The organism is Paraburkholderia sp. GAS348 (assembly GCF_050434205.1).
GTDB lineage: Bacteria > Pseudomonadota > Gammaproteobacteria > Burkholderiales > Burkholderiaceae > Paraburkholderia.
The window spans coordinates 48,288-65,323 of sequence record NZ_JBNPVT010000021.1; the positions used below are offsets into that span (position 1 = coordinate 48,288).

Sequence of the window (17,036 nt, forward strand, 5' to 3'; positions counted from 1 at the left end):
TTTTTAACCTCTCCATAGGAGCTAATCATGAAAATCGCTTCTCTAGCTGGACTCGGCGCACTGTTAGCCGCCGTGAGTATGAGCACCGCGGTTGCGCAGCCCGCGCGGCCTTACGATCCATCGGCGCCGCTAACGCGTGCCCAGGTGAAGGCCGATCTGGCCGAATGGCGCGCCGCCGGCTACGATCCGCTCGACTGGATCGACTATCCGGACAACGCGCTAAGCGCTGGCCGCATCGTCGCCGCACGGCGGGCGCAGCAGATGGGTGGGAGCATGCCGCAGTAAGCAGTCTCATCCAGGCCTTGAAGCGGCATGCCGGGCCGCCCGCGACTGCAAGGGTCGCAGGCGACGTTGGTCTTGCATGCCGTACACTCCCCCCGCAAGCCCCCCGCCGCACCATCGTGAATTCGCTTGCCGCTCCGCCCCGCGCGCTGGCAAGGTATCATCTCGCCCCTTCGGCAAGGCCCGCAGTCACGCGATTCGGGTTACCGCCGTCAATTTTGAACAACGAGAGACCCGCCTCATGGACTCCATAAAACGATACTTCGGCTTCGACGCCGCAGGCACCAACCTGCGCACCGAAGTGCTCGCTGGGCTGACCACGTTCCTGACGATGGCCTACATCATCTTCGTCAACCCGGCGATTCTCGGCGACGCCGGCATGCCGAAGGACGCGGTGTTCGTCGCGACCTGCATCGTGGCCGCACTCGCCTCGCTGATCATGGGCCTCTACGCGAACTATCCGATCGCGCTCGCGCCCGGCATGGGCCTGAACGCGTACTTCGCGTACACCGTCGTGAAGGGCATGGGTTTCACGTGGCAAGCCGCGCTCGGCGCGGTGTTCATCTCCGGCTGCCTGTTCCTGATCGTCACGCTGTTTCGCGTGCGCGAGGTGATCGTCAACGGCATTCCGCATTCGATACGTATCGCCATCACCGGCGGCATCGGCCTGTTTCTCGCAATCATTTCGCTGAAGTCGGCCGGCGTGGTGGTCGGCAATCCGGCCACGCTCGTCACGCTCGGCGACCTGCACAACGCGCATGTGGTCCTCGCGGTGATCGGCTTCTTCGCGATCGTCACGCTCGACTATCTGCGGGTGCGCGGTGCGATCCTGATCGGTATTGTCGGCGTGACGGTGCTGAGCTTTTTCTTCGGCGGCAATCAGTTCCACGGCATCGTTTCCGCGCCGCCGTCGATTACCCCGACGCTGTTCCAGCTCGACATTCGCGGCGCGCTCTCCAGCGGCGTACTGAACGTGATCCTGGTGTTCTTCCTCGTCGAATTGTTCGATGCGACCGGCACGCTGATGGGCGTGGCCAATCGCGCAGGGCTGCTGGTCGAAGGCAAGATGTTTCGGCTGAACCGCGCGCTGCTCGCCGACAGCACGGCGATTCTGGCCGGCTCGATGCTGGGCACCTCGTCGACCACGGCGTATATCGAAAGCGCGTCGGGCGTGCAGGCCGGCGGCCGCACGGGCGTGACGGCGATCACCGTCGCCGTGCTGTTCCTCGCGGCGCTGTTTTTCGCGCCGCTGGCGGGCGTAGTGCCCGGCTACGCGACGGCGCCAGCCCTGCTGTACGTGTCGTGCCTGATGCTGCGCGAAATGCTCGACCTGCCGTGGGACGACGCCACCGAAGTCGTGCCGGCCGCGCTCACCGCCCTGCTGATGCCGTTCACCTACTCGATCGCCAATGGCGTCGCGTTCGGTTTCATTTCGTATGCCGGCCTGAAACTGCTGACCGGGCAGGCGCGCAAAGTGAACCTGGTGGTGTGGATCATCGCGGCGATTTTTCTGTTCCGGTATTTCTACCTCGGCAGCGAATAAGCGCCGCGGTACGGATCCGTTCAGTTGCGCCAGTTCGCTTCATAGAAGCGCACGTAGCCGCTCCTCAGCACCAGACATTGCGCCCGCGTTTCCGATAGCAGACGCCTCGTGGCGGCTTCGATCCGGGCCCGGTGCGCGTCGAATGCGCCGACCATGTCTTCCAGACGCGGCGATGCGGCGCCGAAGTGATCTTCCAGCGCCTCAGCCGTGATCATGCACTCCACCCTTTGCCCATCAACCATCGCCGGGAACGCCAAGGTAAGTTCGCGACCTGAATATTCAGGAGTTTCGTTCGGGAATAGTATCTGCATGGGAGTTCACCTAAAGGGGTGGTGCTGCGCATGGGTCGATTGGTACTGCGCACGCTGGTTGAGTCTGGTCGCACCTGCAGCGCTTTTCCTCCTTGTCGAATGCTGATGGCGCGGGTCCGTCACCCCACGTTTTCGAGGGCGCCGTACTTCGCGCCCCGCGGAGGTGATTTGATTCACTGTAGACGAGTTCAGGCGCTGCGCAAGTTTTCCTTTTTATTTACTCAATTCTGGTGCCTGACAGGGTGATTTGAGGCACCGCTTCTCCACCGCGCGACTCGGTTTTTCCCTGCCGCGCGGCTTTCGCCTGGGTCCTGATTCGTCCTGTAATATCGGTGTTCGGCAGCAGACGCGTATGTTGCACTGCGCAACGCAACGGTGGGCAATGCGTGGGCAATGCACCCGCCGGGGCCGATAACCGGAGACATGCTTTGATCCAACGTCCTGCCACGCCGCCCACCCTCGGTCGGCCAGATGTCATCGCGCAAGCTCATGCCCGCTCGCTCGAAGTCGGTCTGCGTGCGTCGGAAACGCCGGACTTTCATCCACTGTGCCGCCCCGCGCTGCGTGAGCTTGTCGATCGCAATCAGTCGCTCTATACCCACGCACTCCCGGTGATGGAGACCTTGCACGCGCAGATCGTCGACACGCAAAGCATGGTGCTGCTCACCGACAATCACGGCGTGATTCTCCACAGCCTCGGTGACAGCGACTTCGTAGAAAAAGCCAACCGCGTCGCGTTGTGTCCGGGCGTGTCATGGGCCGAAGCGGATCGCGGCACGAACGCGATCGGCACCGCGCTGGTCGACGGGCAGCCAACCGTCGTGCACGCCGGCGAGCATTTCCTGCACGCGAACCGGATCCTCACCTGTTCGTGCGCGCCGATCGCGGATCCATTCGGGCGCACCATCGGCGCGCTCGATGTCAGCGGCGACACGCGCGGCTTCCACAAACACACGCTCGCGCTCGTGCGGATGTCGGCACAGATGATCGAAAATCATCTGTTCTCCAATCAATTCGTCGACGCCATTCGTGTCCACTTTCACGCGCGCGCGGAATTCATCGGCACGCTATACGAAGGGCTTGCCGCGTTCGCGCCGGACGGCACGTTCCTGTCCGCGAATCGCAGCGCGCTGTTTCAATTCGGGCAGCCGCTCGCCGACCTGCAAAGACAAACCTTCGACGCATTATTCGGGATCGCATTCGCCCGGCTGCTGCAACAGATCGCCCGAGCACCAGGCGAAAGCATCGAGCTGACGTTGCCGAGCGGCGTGCGTGTGATCGCACGCGGCGAATTTGCGGTGCCACGCTATGTGGCTTCGGCAAAAACGCTGCCTGACGCGGCGCGTGCGGCCACTTCCAGCGGCACGCGTGCTGCGGCTCGCTTCGGCGAAGGGGCGCCACCCGCGCCGCTCGCCACACTCGAAACGCTCGATACAGGCGACGCGCAAGTGTCTGCAATCCTGCGCAGAGTCGCCAAGCTGCGCGGACGCGATATTCCCATTCTCGTACTCGGCAAAACCGGCACCGGCAAGGAATGGCTCGCTCGCGCGATCCATCACGATTCGCCGCGGCGGGCCGCGCCCTTCATCGCGCTGAATTGCGCATCGTTGCCCGATACGCTGATCGAGGCAGAATTGTTCGGCTACGAGGACGGCGCGTTCACCGGCGCAAAAAAACGCGGCAGCGTCGGCAAGATCGTGCAGGCCGACGGCGGTACGCTTTTTCTCGACGAAATCGGCGACATGCCGCTCGCCCAGCAAGTGCGCCTGATGCGCGTGCTGCAGGAGCGTACCGTCGTGCCGCTCGGCGGCACGCGGGCGATTCCGGTCGATCTGCGCATCGTCTGTGCGACCCACCGCAATCTGCGCGCGATGATCGAAGAAGGCAGCTTCCGCGAAGACCTGTATTACCGAATCAACGGCCTCGCGGTCACCTTGCCGGCGCTGCGCGAGCGTAGCGATCTGACTGCGCTGGTCGAGCGCATGCTGGCATTGCAGCCGGATGGCGAGCGTTTGCCGCGCTGCGTCTCCACTGAGGTGCTGGAGCGGTTTGCGCAATGCCGCTGGCCCGGTAATCTGCGGCAACTGGCCAACGTGCTGCGTACCGCAAGCATCATGGCCGAAGGCGCGGAGCAGATCGAACTCGAGGATTTGCCAGAGGATTTTCTGCAGGATTGCGTGAGTGATGACAAGACTAGCGGCGAGTTGCAAGTCAGCGCCAGCGCACCCTCCCTCGAGGCGACCCGCGCCTATGGCCATATCCCCTTCACAGCCGATGCGTCGAGCTCGCCCGCCCGTATGGACGAGTGGCAAATCACGCTGATCACTCAGGCGCTCGCCAGGCACAACGGCAATGTGTCCGCGGCAGCACGCGAGTTGGGACTGGCACGTAACACGGTATACCGGTACTTGCGCCAGAGCAGCGCGACTTGACTCCATGGAAGGAGATCGAACGCTATCATCGCCAACAAAAAATTACACAAGCCTTACCTTCACAGGGCTCCGGTTACCATCCTGCTAACCGGTTGCCGTGTACAGTCGGTGTTTGACCTCTCGCTCAGCCTTGTCGCATCCATTCATCCATGCCTGACACCCAAAGCCTTTTTCTCGTTCGCGTCGAACCCCTTGGCCAAAGTTTCGAAGCGCCCGATTCGCTCACGATCCTCGAAGCCGCCGCCTTCGCGAATCTGCGTCTGCCGCGCTCGTGCCGCAACGGTACGTGCCGGACGTGCCTATGCAAAATGACGGCGGGACGCGTGCGCTACACGATCGAATGGCCGGGTTTGAGTCGCGAAGAGAAAGCGGAGGGCTACATTCTGCCGTGCGTGGCGATCGCGGAAACCGACGTGGTGATCGAAGCGCCGGATGCGGTTGAATTACAGCAGCCCAGCGGGCAGCATCGCCTTCGGCCTTAACGGCCGTTGCCCATCGCGCGGGCGATTTTTTTGTCGGTGTTGTACTGGCTCAACGCATACACCGACCAGATCGCTGCCGGAATCCAGCCTATCAGCGTGACCTGCAAGATCAGGCAGATGATCCCGGCAAACGGCCGGCCGATCGTGAAGAACTGAAACCACGGCAGAATGATGGCAAGCAATAGACGCATTCAGATTTCCTGTTTGTATTGACCTGGCAGTAAGCGTTCTTCGGGTGCGATCGCGCTGGCGATCGTTTGAACGAGCCGGCCTAATTGATCGGCGCGAAGCGCGGCACCTTGGTGCCGTCGATTTCGACCAGCTCGAAAAACACCGAAGCCGGACGCGTCCAGATCGTACCATTGCTGGCTTTGTAGACGATCATTGTGACCGTCGGATCGGACTCCAGCGTGGCCTCGCAAACCAGCTCGTAAAGGCCGCCTTTGTAGTGTCGATAACGCACCATTCAACTACTCCTGTCCGGATCAACGGAATTTTTATAAACGGGCCGACGTCCTCCGAAACAGAGCACGTGGTTGTGTTGCGACCGTCATTTTAAACCCGCGCCGCCGCGCGAACGATCACGGATGCAGGCTAATGCGGCCGCCATCGACAGCCGCGATGCGTGGCTGCCCGAACAGTGGCAGACGCCAGCGTTTAGAGGAACCAGCGGTATTCCCGCGCGCTCACCTCGTTCATGAAATCCAGATGGTCCTGGCGTTTGTTCTCGCAGTAGACCATCACGAACTCTTCACCCATTCCCTCGCGCACCACCGGATGATTCTGCATCGCGGCAACAGCCGCGAGCATGTCTTGCGGAAAGTCGATCCCGCTCCTGCGGTCTTCGTTGAGCGGCGCGATGGGTTCGCGGCCAGCATCCAGCCCGTGTTCCATGCCTGTGAGAATGGCAGCCAGTACAAGGTAAGGGTTCGCATCGGCACCCGCCAGGCGGTGTTCGATGCGCAGGTTACGGTCATCCGATTCGGGAATGCGAATGCAGGCGTCGCGGTCTTCGAAGCCCCAGTTGCCACGGCTGGCAGCATTCGCTTTCCAGCCATAGCGGCGAAAAGCGTTGTGATTGGCAGCGAAGACCGGCATGCAATGCGGCAGCAGTGCGAGGCACCCGGCCACCGCGTGGCGCAGCGGGCGCTGGCCGTCTACGGCCAGCAGGTTGTGGCCCGCCTCGTCGTAGAGACTCACATGCACATGCATGCCGCTGCCCGGCGCATGCAGATAGGGCTTGCTCATGAAGCTGGCGCGATAGCCGTGCTTCATCGCCACGCCGCGCGTGCTGCGGCAGAACAAGGCGGCCCAGTCCGCCGCGCACAGGCCATCGTCGTTGTGTCCAAAGTTGATCTCGAACTGCCCCGGTCCGAGTTCGGCGGTGATCACGGTAGCGTCCACACCCTGCTCGCGCGTAGCTTCGACCATCTCATTGAGCACGCCGGAGAACCGCGACAGCCGCTCGATATGCATGTTCGGCTGGTCGTCCCTGTCGTCGCAGAACGGGTCGCGCGGGAACTGCGGCAGACCGTCCGCGAGCCTGGCGTCGAACAGGTAAAACTCCAGCTCGAAGGCTACGACCGGGCGGATACCGCGCCGCTCAAAGCGTTTCAGCACGCGCGCCAGGACCTCGCGCGGCTCGAACTCGATGGGCGCCGCGGTGCCGTCCGAGCTGATCAGCATCTGCCCCAACGGCTGACTTTCCCATCGCACAGGCTTGAGGGTGCCGGCAATCAAGCGACGCACCGCATCCGGGTCGCCGTCGTTGAAGCAATAGTCGCCGATCGGGTACAAGCCGCCCTGCGCACCCAGCAGGATGCAGTTCTGCGGCAGCTTCAGGAGACTGCCGGCTGCGACCTTCTCGAGCATGTCCACGGGGTATCGCTTGCCGTAGAAGTGCCCGGGGATATCCAGGCAAATGAGGTCGACGTAACGCACCTCGGGATAGGCCGCGCGGAAGGCCCGCACTTCGCTAAGCAGGTCGGCGCCGGGGGAAGTCATGGTGTTGTCCTTCTCACGCAAAAGGTGATGATCCAGATTCGGTTCAAAGTTGCCGTAGACCGCGGCGCGCACGTCGACAGCATAACGGGATGTAGCATCCACAAAATTATTGATTAGTCATCCGAATTTCAAATCGGCGTAGCGTCCCCCGCTACGTCAAGGTTCGGCCTGAATTCTAGGTGAACACCCAAAGTACCCGCGTGGGTTCGTCGGAGAGATTGGCATAGCGGAACCGGGCGTGCGCCGGCACCTGGAAGCCGTCGTTCGGGCCGAGGGTCACCGGCTGCACCTCGTCTTCCAGCCAGATAGTCAACTCGCCTTCGAGAACGAAGCCACCTTGCTCGTCGCTGTCGTTCAAAGGTCTATCACCGCTGCTGGCGCCGGGGGCCAGATGGCTTTCCAGCATCGAAAAGCCCGCGGACATGTTCGGCGACACCAGCACGTCGGTCACGCCCTCCGCGTAATAGAGCGTGCGGCGTTCATCCGGCCGGGTCACCCAAGGCAGCGCGCGCGGCTTGCTCAGGCTATAAAAATAGGTGGTGGGTACGCCGAGCGCCTCACCGATGGCAGTCAGGTCGCCCACGGTCGGACGCGACAGGCCGCGCTCGATCTGGGAGAGGAAACCCACCGAGCGGCCGATCTTTTCCGCCAATGCGCCCAAGGTCACCTTCTTATGCTTGCGCAGGTCCCGGATCAGTATCGCGAGACCTTCAATTTCTTCCTGCTTGTTCATCTTCTGCCTCTTCTTTCAGACTCTATCGCGCAGACGATACCAGGTCTTGCCCATGACCTCCAACGGCGCCGCCAGCAGCGCTCCGCCGGGAAAACGCGGATTGTCGATGGACTGATACAGGCCCAGCATTTCGTCGTCACCGAGGATGGCGTCGGCGACTGCCCGGGCAGCGGCGAGCGTGGGGAGCACGCCGTGCCCCGAAAAGCCTTGCAGCCAGTAGCGCTCCCCTTGTCGGCCAATATCCGGTGTGCGTTTCATGCTGATATCGATATGCCCGCCCCAGGCAAACTCCAGGTCGACCCCGCGCAGCTGCGGGAACGCCTGCTCCAGGTAGGGCCGGGTGGCCGCTGCAATATCCTTTGGGATGCCGCCCGCATACGTGCAGCCGCCGCCGAATAGCAGGCGGTTATCAGGACTTAAGCGGAAGTAGTCGGGAACGAACTGGTTGTCGATCACGCAACTGTTGCGCGGCAGCAGCGAACGCGCCACGTCCGGCCGCAGCGGCGACGTGGCCACCTGATACGTTCCGACCGGCAGCATTCGCCTGGAGAGTTTTCGATCGAGGCGGTCGATATACGCATTGCAGGCGAGCACCAGCGCGTCCGCGCGCACCTCCCCCTTGTCGGTGCGCACGACATAACCGGCAGGCGTTTCGCGGTAGTCCAGCACGTGGCTCTGCTCGAAGATGCGTCCACCTGCCTGTTCGATCGCCGCTCCCAGGCCTTGGGCTAGCTTCAATGGATTCAGGTGGCCCGCCTCGGGATCGTAGAGTGCCGCATGGTAACGCTCGCTCGCAATCCACTCCGGCATCTCCGCGCGAGGAATGAAGCGCATCCGGCCGTAGCCCCACTTCTCCTCCGCCTCCCGCTGGGCTTCCCGCAGAAGGGCAACGCGGCGCGGCAACACCGCCGCCCATAGACTGCCGATGCGGTAGTCAGCATCAAAGCCATGCCGCTCTGGCAGCTCGCGGATCTCCCCTGCGGCCCAGCGCATGCTGTCCCACAGTTGGCGGGCACGTTCCAGCCCCAGCGCAGCCTCCAGCGGCGGCATATCGCATGACCACCCGAGCAGTGCCTGGCCCCCATTGCGCCCGGACGCCGCCCAGGCCACACGGCTGGCCTCGAGCAAGGTGACGCGCTTGCCTGCGAGAGCAAGGCGCAGCGCCGTGTGCAAGCCGCTGAAACCTGCGCCGACGATTAACACCTCCGTTTCCAAACGCTCTTCCAGAGTCGGGCGCAGTGGAATCGGGCCTGGATAGGTGCGGGCGTAGTAGCTCGCGACGTGCTCGGCGGACTGATGGAACATCGGCGTTTTTTCGTGAAAAATTCAATCATTAATTTCATGAAAAAATAACATCAATTTTTCAATGAGGCAAGCAGCAGCTATGAGCCCCTTGATGTGGCAAGTCAAGTCGATGGAAGAAGCCATCGAATGGGTCAAGCGCTGCCCCAATCCAATGGAAGGCGATTCCGAAATCGAAATTCGCCAGCTATTCGAAGCCGACGATTTCGGCGCAGAATTGACACCCGAACTGCGGGCTCAGGAAGAGCGCTTGCGGGCTCAGGCCGAAGGCAGCGCGAACAAGCCGCGTTGATGCCGGGGGCGCGGTGGCGCCGCACAGGGCGATCGCTCCCGTGTCATTCACTTTGGCACTCGCCATCAGGAGCACAGGCAACAGGCGCGCAATCCAGCCACCTAGGCCCCGGTCAAGCAACGTCACGCCTTCGTGACACCAGTGAGGACAATAATGACTCTCGCGATCGCAAGCGCCATCTCGGACGCAGATGCACCCAACTATCTTGTCAAAGTCGATGCGGGCACGCACAGCCTGCTCGGCGATGAAGGGCCGCGCGAAGGGGGGCAGGATAGCGGCCCCGCCCCCTTTGAATTCGTGCTCTCGGGTCTCGCGGCGTGCACCGCTGCCACGCTCAGGATGTATATGCAGAAGAAAGCATGGCCGGGCGGCCGGATCAAAGTCGACACGGAATTGCACGTCGAGCGCGACGGCGGTCAATTCATTCGGCGTACCGTATCCGTCGATGGGCCCCTCGACGATAGCCAGCGGACCCGCCTTGCCGAAATTTGCGAGAAGACACCGGTCACCCTGTTCATCAAACGAGGAACACGGATCGATACGGCAATGCAGTGGTGACACGGCGCGCCTCGTTACGCCGGTATCGAACGCCGCTCGCGGTCAGCCAAGCCGTGAAAACCACCGCGCCATCCCGCTGCGATTTGAGCACGGTCAGCCGCCCTCTTTCATCTGCTTAAGAATCTTGTAGACGGTGGCGCGCCCCATCGTCAGCACAGCGGCCACATAGTTCGCGGAACTGCGGCCGCGAAACGCGCCCTGCGCATGCAGCGCCTCGACAATTTCCCGCTTGTGCTCGCGCGTGAGCGCATTGACGCCGATTTGCCGCTCGCGCAGCCAGGTGTGCAGAAAGGTGTTGATGCGGTCCTGCCAGTCGTCGCGGAACAGTTCCTCGGCAGGCGCGTCGGTCAGATTGCCGCCCTTGATGAACAGATCGAGCGTGGAGCGCACATCTTCGAACACGGCGATGTTGAAGTTGACGCACAGCATGCCGGCCGGCTTGCCCTCGTCGTCGAACAGGATGTTGCTCACGCAGCGCATGCGACGGCCGTCCCAATTGAGCTTCTCGTACGGCCCGATCGTCCGGCCGCGCGCCGCGTAGTGGACTTCATCGAGCACCGAGGGGCCGCCGACTTCGAGCTTCGACAGATTGTTCACGAGATAGGCGATGGTCTGATCGCGCAGGTCGTGAATCACGACTTCGGCACACGGATAGAACAGCGCCGCGATGCCGTCTGCAATGGGTGCGTAGCGGTCCAGCAGCAGGTCTTTCACGGGAGAGACGGTTGTCTTGCGCATTGAGAAGTCGCAGGGTTCGAGGGATGCGGCGCTGCCTTCGCCCAAATGAGCCAATCGGGGCGCCAAGGTCATCGCCGGCAGGCAGGGCAAGCAAACGATGCCGGGCAGCCAGGCGGGGCAACGCGCCATTGTAACGACCCCAATCGGCGGCCGCGACCGCGACGGCGTGGCGCTCCCTCATACACGGCGTGCCGGCCATACCCCGGCGCGCCGTTCGCGGCAGCCTTTTCTTGCCCAACACCCCGCCGGCTGGGCGGTTTGCCCGCGCGCGGAACTTTTTGCTATCCAATTAGCCCCATTTAGTGCATCATATTGGAATAGCTGTATTGCGCGTCCGCACTATCTGTAATGCAAGCGGCAGTACCAAGCACAGTATCAATCGGCGTCTCCGCACCACCCCCGACTGTTCGACCGCTGCCTGTCGGCGATCCCGTCACTCCGGCAATGCGCCGCCTGCATTCGCCGTCGCGAGTTGTGCAGCTGAGTAGTTCATTTACGCGCCCGATGTCTGCGCGACATCAGCGTGTTTCTTCTCCATCGAATCCGCGACTTTGCGCGGCCGCGCTCATGCCCTTGACATTGGGCCTGTGCCAACCTTTTTCCATGGCGGCGCGCCCCAAGGTGCTGCGCTGCCGGGCCTGTTGTGGCGCGCGTAACACGCGTGACACGGGGGCCACGTAATACAGGACACGTGCCTCATGAATTCAGCTGTCAAGACGTACAAGGGTTACGAAATTCACCCGCTCGTCTATCCGCGCCGCCCGGCGGACGGTCAGACGGGCCGCAATCCGGACGCAGGCTACGACGCGTCGGTGCGCATCTGCCGCGTGGGCGCCAATCCGGCAGCCGACGGGCGTGTGTTCCGTCTGCAGTATCTGTTTCCGTTCGACGGCACGGGCAAGGCGCGCATTGCGTGCATGGCCCACGCCGAACAATTGATCGACGGCCGTGTAGACGGCCAGTCCGTCGCCGATCTTTGAGCGGTACTATCAGCGAATCCGCTGTGACCGCAACACAGTTGGCCTGAAAGCCAACTGTCAACCGTATCAGATGTTGCGCCAGGCGGCTCAGCCGTGCGGCCAACGCCCACTTATCCCATCGACCAGGAGTTATGCATGGCGAAAGAAGAACTGCTTGAACTTGACGGTATCGTCGACGAAGTACTTCCGGATAGCCGTTACCGTGTGACGCTCGACAACGGCGTCGTGGTTGGCGCTTACGCGTCCGGACGCATGCGCAAGAACCACATCCGTATTCTCGCGGGCGACCGCGTAACGCTGGAACTGTCGGTTTACGATCTGACCAAAGGCCGGATCAATTTCCGTCACAAAGACGAGCGCGCCACCGGTGGCGGCGGCGCACGCAATACGCAATTCCGTCGCCGTTAAGGCTGGCGGCACGCTGACCGCTCATCGAGTTGCTCCGTGATCGGTCCGGGCGTGGTCAATTGTTGCTGTTTAGTTGTTCGCGAAGCCTTTCGCGCGCCCCCTCCGGCTTGATTCGTTGACTCGAGCCTGAGCGGCGCGTTGCGGCGTCGCATGCGCGCCCCCTCCTTTTCTACACCCCGAACACCGCACCGAGATCCTCTCCGGCGGCGCTTTTGCGCACCTGTTCGCCCCCTCTCTTCCAGCTCCGACAAATGCTCGCGCATTGTCGCCGGCGCCGCATGCAGGTCGCCCGCGCCAAACGCTCCGATGATCCACATGTCCGGCGGGTTCGGGACCTAGATCATGCTGGCCGGCAGCGTTGCCGCCATGATCGTCGTGAGCCTCTTCTTTTCGCCTCGCAGTTACGCGAAATGGCTTTGATTCGTCGCCATGCGTACACACACGTCGATAGCCTTACGCGGCTGGTAAATTATCTGACAGAAAAATAGAAACCCCTGATTGTTTATATTAATCAGGCTATTTATTCTCTTGTTCAAGCTATTTCTTGCGTCCAAACATAAGAACCTGACTGGCTGACTAACAGCCGCAGAAGGTCACGTACCACGCAGCCGTCACCGACATTCATTAGTTAGGAATCTTAACTCGTCATGAAAGTTAGCCTGCGCCGGCTGGCCAAATGACGGCCAATGGTTGTGGCACCGCTGATGACTGAAGTACGACTACTTCATAAAAACAGGGGCAATCATTTCTGTACGTCGTACCAGGAATAAAACCGTGAAACAAAAGAAAGATGAGAGCGTGCGAAACGGCTCTCGCAGAACAACGGCCTACATTGGCGCGCTGTGGTCAACAGCAGGCGCGCGCTGCGTGTTAGCGGGTGCAGCCTGTATTTCGCTTGCGCTGGCACTCGCGGCGTGTGGTGCGAACAGCGCCAGCGATACGGCTTCGGAAGCTACAGAGGCATTCGCGGCGGCGGCAAACACCGCCAGTTCAAGTGCCGTTTCACTGCAAACGGCGCTGAAGATGAATATGACCAGCCTGTCGCCAGATGCGTCCAGCGACCGCTTTATTGTCAAGTACAAAACCGGCACCGCCGAGCGCGGAGCAGCGTCGGCGGTGCAGTCAAAACTTAACCGGCTGGCGAACGCGTTCCCGTCGAAGGCGCACCACATGCGCCGCATGGGCATCGGCGCCGACGTGGTGACAACGGAGCGCAAGCTGACGGCGAAGGAGGCCAAGACATTCATGCGCGCTATCGCATCGGACCCTAACGTCGAATATGTCGAACCCGATACGGAAATGTCGACAACCATGGTTCCGAACGATCCGGAGTATTTCAGGCAATGGAGTTTGGCCTCGAACCTGAAACCCGCTACCCCATACCCGGGAATACGCGCCGAAGGTGCGTGGGATATTGCTAACGGTTCCAGGGCCGTGATCGCGGTGGTGGACAACGGCGTAACGAGTCATAGCGACCTGGATGCCAATATCCTGCCCGGGTACGATTTCACCGCATATAACCGGGGCGGCAATGGCAGCAATCCGGGAATCACAACAGAGACGTGCCCGGTCCAGTGGCACGGCACGCATGTCGCGGGCATCATGGCCGCGCCGGCCAATAACGGCCTGGGTATAGCCGGCATTGCTTCTGCGGCAAAGCTGATCCCGGTCCGGGTGCTGAACGGGTGCGGCAAAGGCTATACGTCCGATATTGCCGACGGCATCGTATGGTCCGCTGGCGGGAGTGTTCCGGGCGTCCCCGCCAACGCCCACCCGGCCAGGATCATCAACGTGAGCCTCGGCGGTAGCGGATTCTGCGAAACGACATTTCAGAACGCAATCGACTATGCAGTCAGTCAGGGCGCCATAGTCGCAGCAGCAGCGGGCAATGACCAGGCCAGCGCAACGAATTTCGAGCCGGCTAATTGCCGCAACCTCATCAATGTCGGCGGTAGCAATCGCTATGGCGCGAGGTGGATCGGTTCGAACTTCGGCGCAGGGGTCGATATCGCTGCGCCGGCCGACTCGATCTGGTCCACCTACAACAGCGGAACAACTGCGCCGGGGGCCGAAGCGTATGCCTTCATGAACGGCACATCGATGGCGACACCAATGGTAAGCGCTGTGATCGCGCTCGCCCAGTCAGTCGCTCCCACGCCCCTGAGCGCCGCTGAAATGCGAACCCTGCTCGCGCAGAATGCACAGCCCTTTCCCACCGGTCAGCCAGATCGTGCGCTCGGGCAGGGCATTCTGGATGCAAACGCAACTGTCGTTGCCGCCAGGTCTGGAAAGATTCCGGCTGCGGCGGATTTCAAGTGCTCTGAGAGTACGACGGTGATGCAGGTGTCGTGTACCGACCTCTCTACTGCGAGGGGTATGCCCATCAAGTCGTGGGCCTGGAATTTCGGCGCTGGCGCGCCTGATTTCACGCGTACGCAATCAGTCAATCCGACCGTGAACTATGACTATCCCGGCATTTACGAAATCACACTCACGGTCACGGATAACACTGGGGCCGTTAGCCGCCTGACACGCCCTTTTCGGGTCATACCACCGACTATTACGGATATCAGCCCCAATGTTCCGGCGACGTTTTCGGCTAACCCGGGAGATATGCGGTATTTCGCACTGGACGTTCCAGCCGGCGTAAAAAGCCTCACTTTCAGCCTGTCACCTGGCGCCAACGGCGAAACCGGAACGCTGTATCTCAGGGCCGGCACGCCGTCCGTGCTCCATCCTGATTGCGGGAACGCCTGGACCAAAGGTGCGAACGCGATCTGCACCCTCGCCAAGCCCGCGTCCGGGACTTACTACGGCATAGTGAGCGTCCCTGGCGCAACGGTCAGGGGCGCTTCCATTCTGGCAACTTATACGCAATAAGCCCCTCCCCAACGGAATAACACCTCCGCCCCTGCTGCGGTTCGCAGGGGTGGCTTCCCGCGCACGATAAGCTTGTACCAGGACCTCCCGGTTGATGTTCAGAATCCCCCGTTTCAACAACGACGACACAGACGTCGACGCGCTCGTCGCGCGCGCGGACGCGTTTTTTTCCGCGCGGCGGATGACAGACGCGATCGTCGCTTACCGGCAGGTGCTAAGCGTGCGTCCACGCGACGCTCACGCGCTGCACCGCATGGGACTCGCCTGCGTTCATACGGACGACATGGAACGAGCTCGCGGCTACATGGAGCAGGCACGACAAGCGGCCCCTGATCGCCCTGAATTATGGGAGCATGCGGGCCTGCTTGCGGCGTTGATGGGCGACCACGAACCGGCCGAAGCGTTCTATCGCCGCGCAATCAGCCTGGCGGGCAGTACGGCCAGTCTCCATAGAAACCTCGGAGACTGCCTGCGTCAAACCGGCCGCCTCACGGAGGCGATGATCCACTATGAGAAATCGATTGAAATCGACCCGAGGCTGCATCACGCGATTCGTGCCCTGGCTCGCATCCATGCGCAACTCGGGCAACTCGATAGCGCGGCACACTACTGGCGCAGCGCATGGACACTCGAGCCGGCCAGCCTGAACGACGGACTCGGCCTGATTGCCGTACTCGCAAAAGCCGGCCGTACGCATCAGCTTGGCAATACGATCACGCAGATAAGAACCCGCTTTGCCGGCGATGCCGCCGCCCTGAAAGCGCTGGCCTTCGTACTGAACACAAACGATCGTTTCAACGATGCGCTCAGTGTCGCGAGACAAGGTCTCGCCATCGATCCGCACCATCCACTCCTGCATCACAACGCGGCACGCGCACTCAGCATATGCGGAAAAATCGCCGAAAGTCGGCCGCACAGCATGGAAGCGGCACAGCTTCTGCCGGACAACCCTCACATGCAATTCCATCTTGCGAGCGTACTGCTTGGACTGGGTGAATTCGCAGAAGGCTGGAAGCGGTACAAATGGTTCTACGACCTGCCGGACAGGCAAAAGGAACAAGTCCGGCCCATCTTCCGCGAGTGGAACGGGGAATCCGTCGTGGGCTGCCGGTTCCTGCTCGTTGGTGAACAGGGGCTCGGCGATGAAATACAGTTCATCCGATTCGCCGAATGGTTGCATCGGCAAGAGGCAACGGTTGACGTGCTGGTAAGCAAGCCGATAGCGGAACTGGCGACCAGCATGACGGGCGTGCAAACCGCATTCACCACTGTGCCGCCTGGACCTTACGACTACTGGTGCTACATGCTAAGGATGCCGGAGCATATTAAACTCGATATATCGATGCTCCCCGTCGCCATGCCGTATCTGACGGCGACGCCCGACAAGTCGCGCCAATGGCGCTCACGTATCGAAGCTATTTCATCGGGCAGAAGGCATGCCAATGGCAAACGCGTCGGCATCGTTTGGGCAGGCAGTCCGAACCACGTTCTCGACCGTTACCGGTCGATCCGGCTCGATGCGCTAAAGCCCCTGTTTGGGCTTGCCGGGGTGACCTGGTATTCTGTGCAAAAAGGCAACCACGAGCGTGAAAGCGAAAGCCTGGCGCATGAATATGACTTGCACACACTGGGCCCCGCGGTCAACGATTTCACGGACACCCTGGCGATACTGCAGACGCTCGATCTTCTGATTACCGTCGACACGTCGGTCGCTCATCTGGCTGGTGCGGCGGGATTGCCTGTCTGGGTGCTCGTGCCCGCCTATTCCGAGTGGCGATGGTTGACCAACAGAACCGATAGCCCATGGTATCCGTCAATGCGTCTGTTCCGGCAGCGGGAACTGGCTGAGTGGGATCCCGTTGTCAAGGAAGTGCAGGCCGCGCTGCAACTGTGGCGTGACGCCCCCGCGACCCGGCTTTGCGCTCATTGAGACAATGTTCATACCTCATGCGCCGCTTCGGGGCATGCCTCGCGCATGCCCCGTGCGAGTGCAGCCCCGGTTGCTACACTGTTTGTAAGCCCATGATTGCGTTACCTTCATCGCAATTGTCTCTGACTGGCATACAGGTTGCTTAATCAGTAGTCAGCCGT

At 61.5% G+C, this 17,036-nt stretch carries 16 protein-coding genes and 1 pseudogene; 10 read left to right on the forward strand and 7 right to left on the reverse strand.

Features of this window, described 5'->3' with window-relative positions; genetic code table 11:
- The first annotated feature begins 27 nt into the window (after nucleotides 1–27).
- Both P3T22_RS26525 and P3T22_RS26530 read left to right on the forward strand, forming a co-directional pair.
- A complete protein-coding gene (locus P3T22_RS26525; RefSeq protein WP_063499349.1) occupies nucleotides 28–285 on the forward strand; it encodes a DUF4148 domain-containing protein in 258 nt (85 codons plus the stop codon).
- A gap of 238 nt (nucleotides 286–523) precedes the next feature.
- On the forward strand, nucleotides 524–1,825 hold the full coding sequence (locus tag P3T22_RS26530) for an NCS2 family permease (RefSeq protein ID WP_063499350.1): 1,302 nt from the start codon (nucleotides 524–526) through the stop codon (nucleotides 1,823–1,825).
- Between the two features lie 20 nt (nucleotides 1,826–1,845).
- On the opposite strand, the gene P3T22_RS26535 is transcribed toward P3T22_RS26530, so the two are convergent.
- Nucleotides 1,846–2,136: a DUF1488 domain-containing protein gene (locus tag P3T22_RS26535; protein WP_028194698.1), complete on the reverse strand. Its 291-nt coding sequence runs from the start codon at nucleotides 2,134–2,136 to the stop codon at nucleotides 1,846–1,848.
- Between the two features lie 428 nt (nucleotides 2,137–2,564).
- Here P3T22_RS26535 and P3T22_RS26540 point away from each other — a divergent pair, with 428 nt between their 5' ends.
- Both P3T22_RS26540 and P3T22_RS26545 read left to right on the forward strand, forming a co-directional pair.
- Nucleotides 2,565–4,568 (forward strand): sigma-54-dependent Fis family transcriptional regulator, encoded by a 2,004-nt coding sequence (locus P3T22_RS26540; protein WP_429326577.1) that lies wholly within the window; start codon nucleotides 2,565–2,567, stop codon nucleotides 4,566–4,568.
- A gap of 149 nt (nucleotides 4,569–4,717) precedes the next feature.
- Nucleotides 4,718–5,050: a 2Fe-2S iron-sulfur cluster-binding protein gene (locus tag P3T22_RS26545; RefSeq protein WP_063499352.1), complete on the forward strand. Its 333-nt coding sequence runs from the start codon at nucleotides 4,718–4,720 to the stop codon at nucleotides 5,048–5,050.
- Here the strand turns inward: P3T22_RS26545 and P3T22_RS26550 are convergent.
- The 5 genes from P3T22_RS26550 to P3T22_RS26570 form a co-directional block, all read right to left on the reverse strand.
- Nucleotides 5,047–5,241 (reverse strand): YqaE/Pmp3 family membrane protein, encoded by a 195-nt coding sequence (locus P3T22_RS26550; protein WP_063499353.1) that lies wholly within the window; start codon nucleotides 5,239–5,241, stop codon nucleotides 5,047–5,049. The genes P3T22_RS26545 and P3T22_RS26550 overlap by 4 nt on opposite strands.
- Before the next feature lie 80 nt (nucleotides 5,242–5,321).
- A complete protein-coding gene (locus P3T22_RS26555; RefSeq protein WP_063499354.1) occupies nucleotides 5,322–5,516 on the reverse strand; it encodes a DUF1653 domain-containing protein in 195 nt (64 codons plus the stop codon).
- Nucleotides 5,517–5,707: 191 nt separating this feature from the next.
- On the reverse strand, nucleotides 5,708–7,054 hold the full coding sequence (locus P3T22_RS26560; RefSeq protein ID WP_429326595.1) for a glutamine synthetase family protein: 1,347 nt from the start codon (nucleotides 7,052–7,054) through the stop codon (nucleotides 5,708–5,710).
- Nucleotides 7,055–7,229: 175 nt separating this feature from the next.
- Nucleotides 7,230–7,787, reverse strand: a complete 558-nt coding sequence (locus tag P3T22_RS26565; protein ID WP_063499355.1) for a helix-turn-helix domain-containing protein — start codon at nucleotides 7,785–7,787, stop codon at nucleotides 7,230–7,232.
- Between the two features lie 15 nt (nucleotides 7,788–7,802).
- Entirely contained in the window at nucleotides 7,803–9,092 is a 1,290-nt protein-coding gene (locus P3T22_RS26570; RefSeq protein ID WP_429326578.1) for an NAD(P)/FAD-dependent oxidoreductase, read from the reverse strand.
- Between the two features lie 91 nt (nucleotides 9,093–9,183).
- On the opposite strand from P3T22_RS26570, the pseudogene P3T22_RS26575 reads away from it, so the two are divergent.
- Nucleotides 9,184–9,381 (forward strand): annotated as a pseudogene (locus tag P3T22_RS26575) (YciI family protein); the annotation flags it as partial.
- Between the two features lie 153 nt (nucleotides 9,382–9,534).
- A complete protein-coding gene (locus P3T22_RS26580) occupies nucleotides 9,535–9,939 on the forward strand; it encodes an OsmC family protein (protein ID WP_063499357.1) in 405 nt (134 codons plus the stop codon).
- Between the two features lie 93 nt (nucleotides 9,940–10,032).
- Here the strand turns inward: P3T22_RS26580 and P3T22_RS26585 are convergent, their stop codons facing one another.
- Complete coding sequence (locus tag P3T22_RS26585; protein ID WP_063499358.1) at nucleotides 10,033–10,677, reverse strand: helix-turn-helix transcriptional regulator; 645 nt, start codon at nucleotides 10,675–10,677, stop codon at nucleotides 10,033–10,035.
- A 698-nt stretch (nucleotides 10,678–11,375) separates the two neighbouring features.
- On the opposite strand from P3T22_RS26585, the gene P3T22_RS26590 reads away from it, so the two are divergent.
- From P3T22_RS26590 to P3T22_RS26605, 4 genes are all read left to right on the forward strand, one after another.
- The gene (locus P3T22_RS26590) at nucleotides 11,376–11,657 is read left to right on the forward strand and encodes a hypothetical protein (protein ID WP_063499359.1); all 282 of its coding nucleotides are present in this window, start codon (nucleotides 11,376–11,378) and stop codon (nucleotides 11,655–11,657) included.
- A 135-nt stretch (nucleotides 11,658–11,792) separates the two neighbouring features.
- Nucleotides 11,793–12,065 carry a translation initiation factor IF-1 gene (gene infA / locus P3T22_RS26595; protein ID WP_012427521.1) on the forward strand — a complete coding sequence of 91 codons (273 nt, stop codon included), beginning with the start codon at nucleotides 11,793–11,795 and terminating at the stop codon, nucleotides 12,063–12,065.
- Between the two features lie 1,029 nt (nucleotides 12,066–13,094).
- Nucleotides 13,095–14,945, forward strand: a complete 1,851-nt coding sequence (locus P3T22_RS26600) for a S8 family serine peptidase (protein WP_429326579.1) — start codon at nucleotides 13,095–13,097, stop codon at nucleotides 14,943–14,945.
- A 94-nt stretch (nucleotides 14,946–15,039) separates the two neighbouring features.
- Entirely contained in the window at nucleotides 15,040–16,875 is a 1,836-nt protein-coding gene (locus tag P3T22_RS26605; protein ID WP_429326580.1) for a tetratricopeptide repeat protein, read from the forward strand.
- Nucleotides 16,876–17,036 lie beyond the last annotated feature (161 nt).

What these genes read in the sequence shown, in the direction of transcription:
- P3T22_RS26565 (WP_063499355.1), bottom strand. Translation starts at nt 7,787, where the DNA reads ATGAACAAGCAGGAAGAAATTGAAGGTCTCGCGATACTGATCCGGGAC.
- P3T22_RS26590 (WP_063499359.1), top strand. Translation starts at nt 11,376, where the DNA reads ATGAATTCAGCTGTCAAGACGTACAAGGGTTACGAAATTCACCCGCTC.
- P3T22_RS26580 (WP_063499357.1), top strand. Translation starts at nt 9,535, where the DNA reads ATGACTCTCGCGATCGCAAGCGCCATCTCGGACGCAGATGCACCCAAC.
- P3T22_RS26605 (WP_429326580.1), top strand. Translation starts at nt 15,040, where the DNA reads ATGTTCAGAATCCCCCGTTTCAACAACGACGACACAGACGTCGACGCG.
- infA (WP_012427521.1), top strand. Translation starts at nt 11,793, where the DNA reads ATGGCGAAAGAAGAACTGCTTGAACTTGACGGTATCGTCGACGAAGTA.
- P3T22_RS26585 (WP_063499358.1), bottom strand. Translation starts at nt 10,677, where the DNA reads ATGCGCAAGACAACCGTCTCTCCCGTGAAAGACCTGCTGCTGGACCGC.
- P3T22_RS26550 (WP_063499353.1), bottom strand. Translation starts at nt 5,241, where the DNA reads ATGCGTCTATTGCTTGCCATCATTCTGCCGTGGTTTCAGTTCTTCACG.
- P3T22_RS26545 (WP_063499352.1), top strand. Translation starts at nt 4,718, where the DNA reads ATGCCTGACACCCAAAGCCTTTTTCTCGTTCGCGTCGAACCCCTTGGC.
- P3T22_RS26525 (WP_063499349.1), top strand. Translation starts at nt 28, where the DNA reads ATGAAAATCGCTTCTCTAGCTGGACTCGGCGCACTGTTAGCCGCCGTG.
- P3T22_RS26555 (WP_063499354.1), bottom strand. Translation starts at nt 5,516, where the DNA reads ATGGTGCGTTATCGACACTACAAAGGCGGCCTTTACGAGCTGGTTTGC.
- P3T22_RS26560 (WP_429326595.1), bottom strand. Translation starts at nt 7,054, where the DNA reads ATGACTTCCCCCGGCGCCGACCTGCTTAGCGAAGTGCGGGCCTTCCGC.
- P3T22_RS26570 (WP_429326578.1), bottom strand. Translation starts at nt 9,092, where the DNA reads ATGTTCCATCAGTCCGCCGAGCACGTCGCGAGCTACTACGCCCGCACC.
- P3T22_RS26530 (WP_063499350.1), top strand. Translation starts at nt 524, where the DNA reads ATGGACTCCATAAAACGATACTTCGGCTTCGACGCCGCAGGCACCAAC.
- P3T22_RS26535 (WP_028194698.1), bottom strand. Translation starts at nt 2,136, where the DNA reads ATGCAGATACTATTCCCGAACGAAACTCCTGAATATTCAGGTCGCGAA.
- P3T22_RS26600 (WP_429326579.1), top strand. Translation starts at nt 13,095, where the DNA reads ATGACCAGCCTGTCGCCAGATGCGTCCAGCGACCGCTTTATTGTCAAG.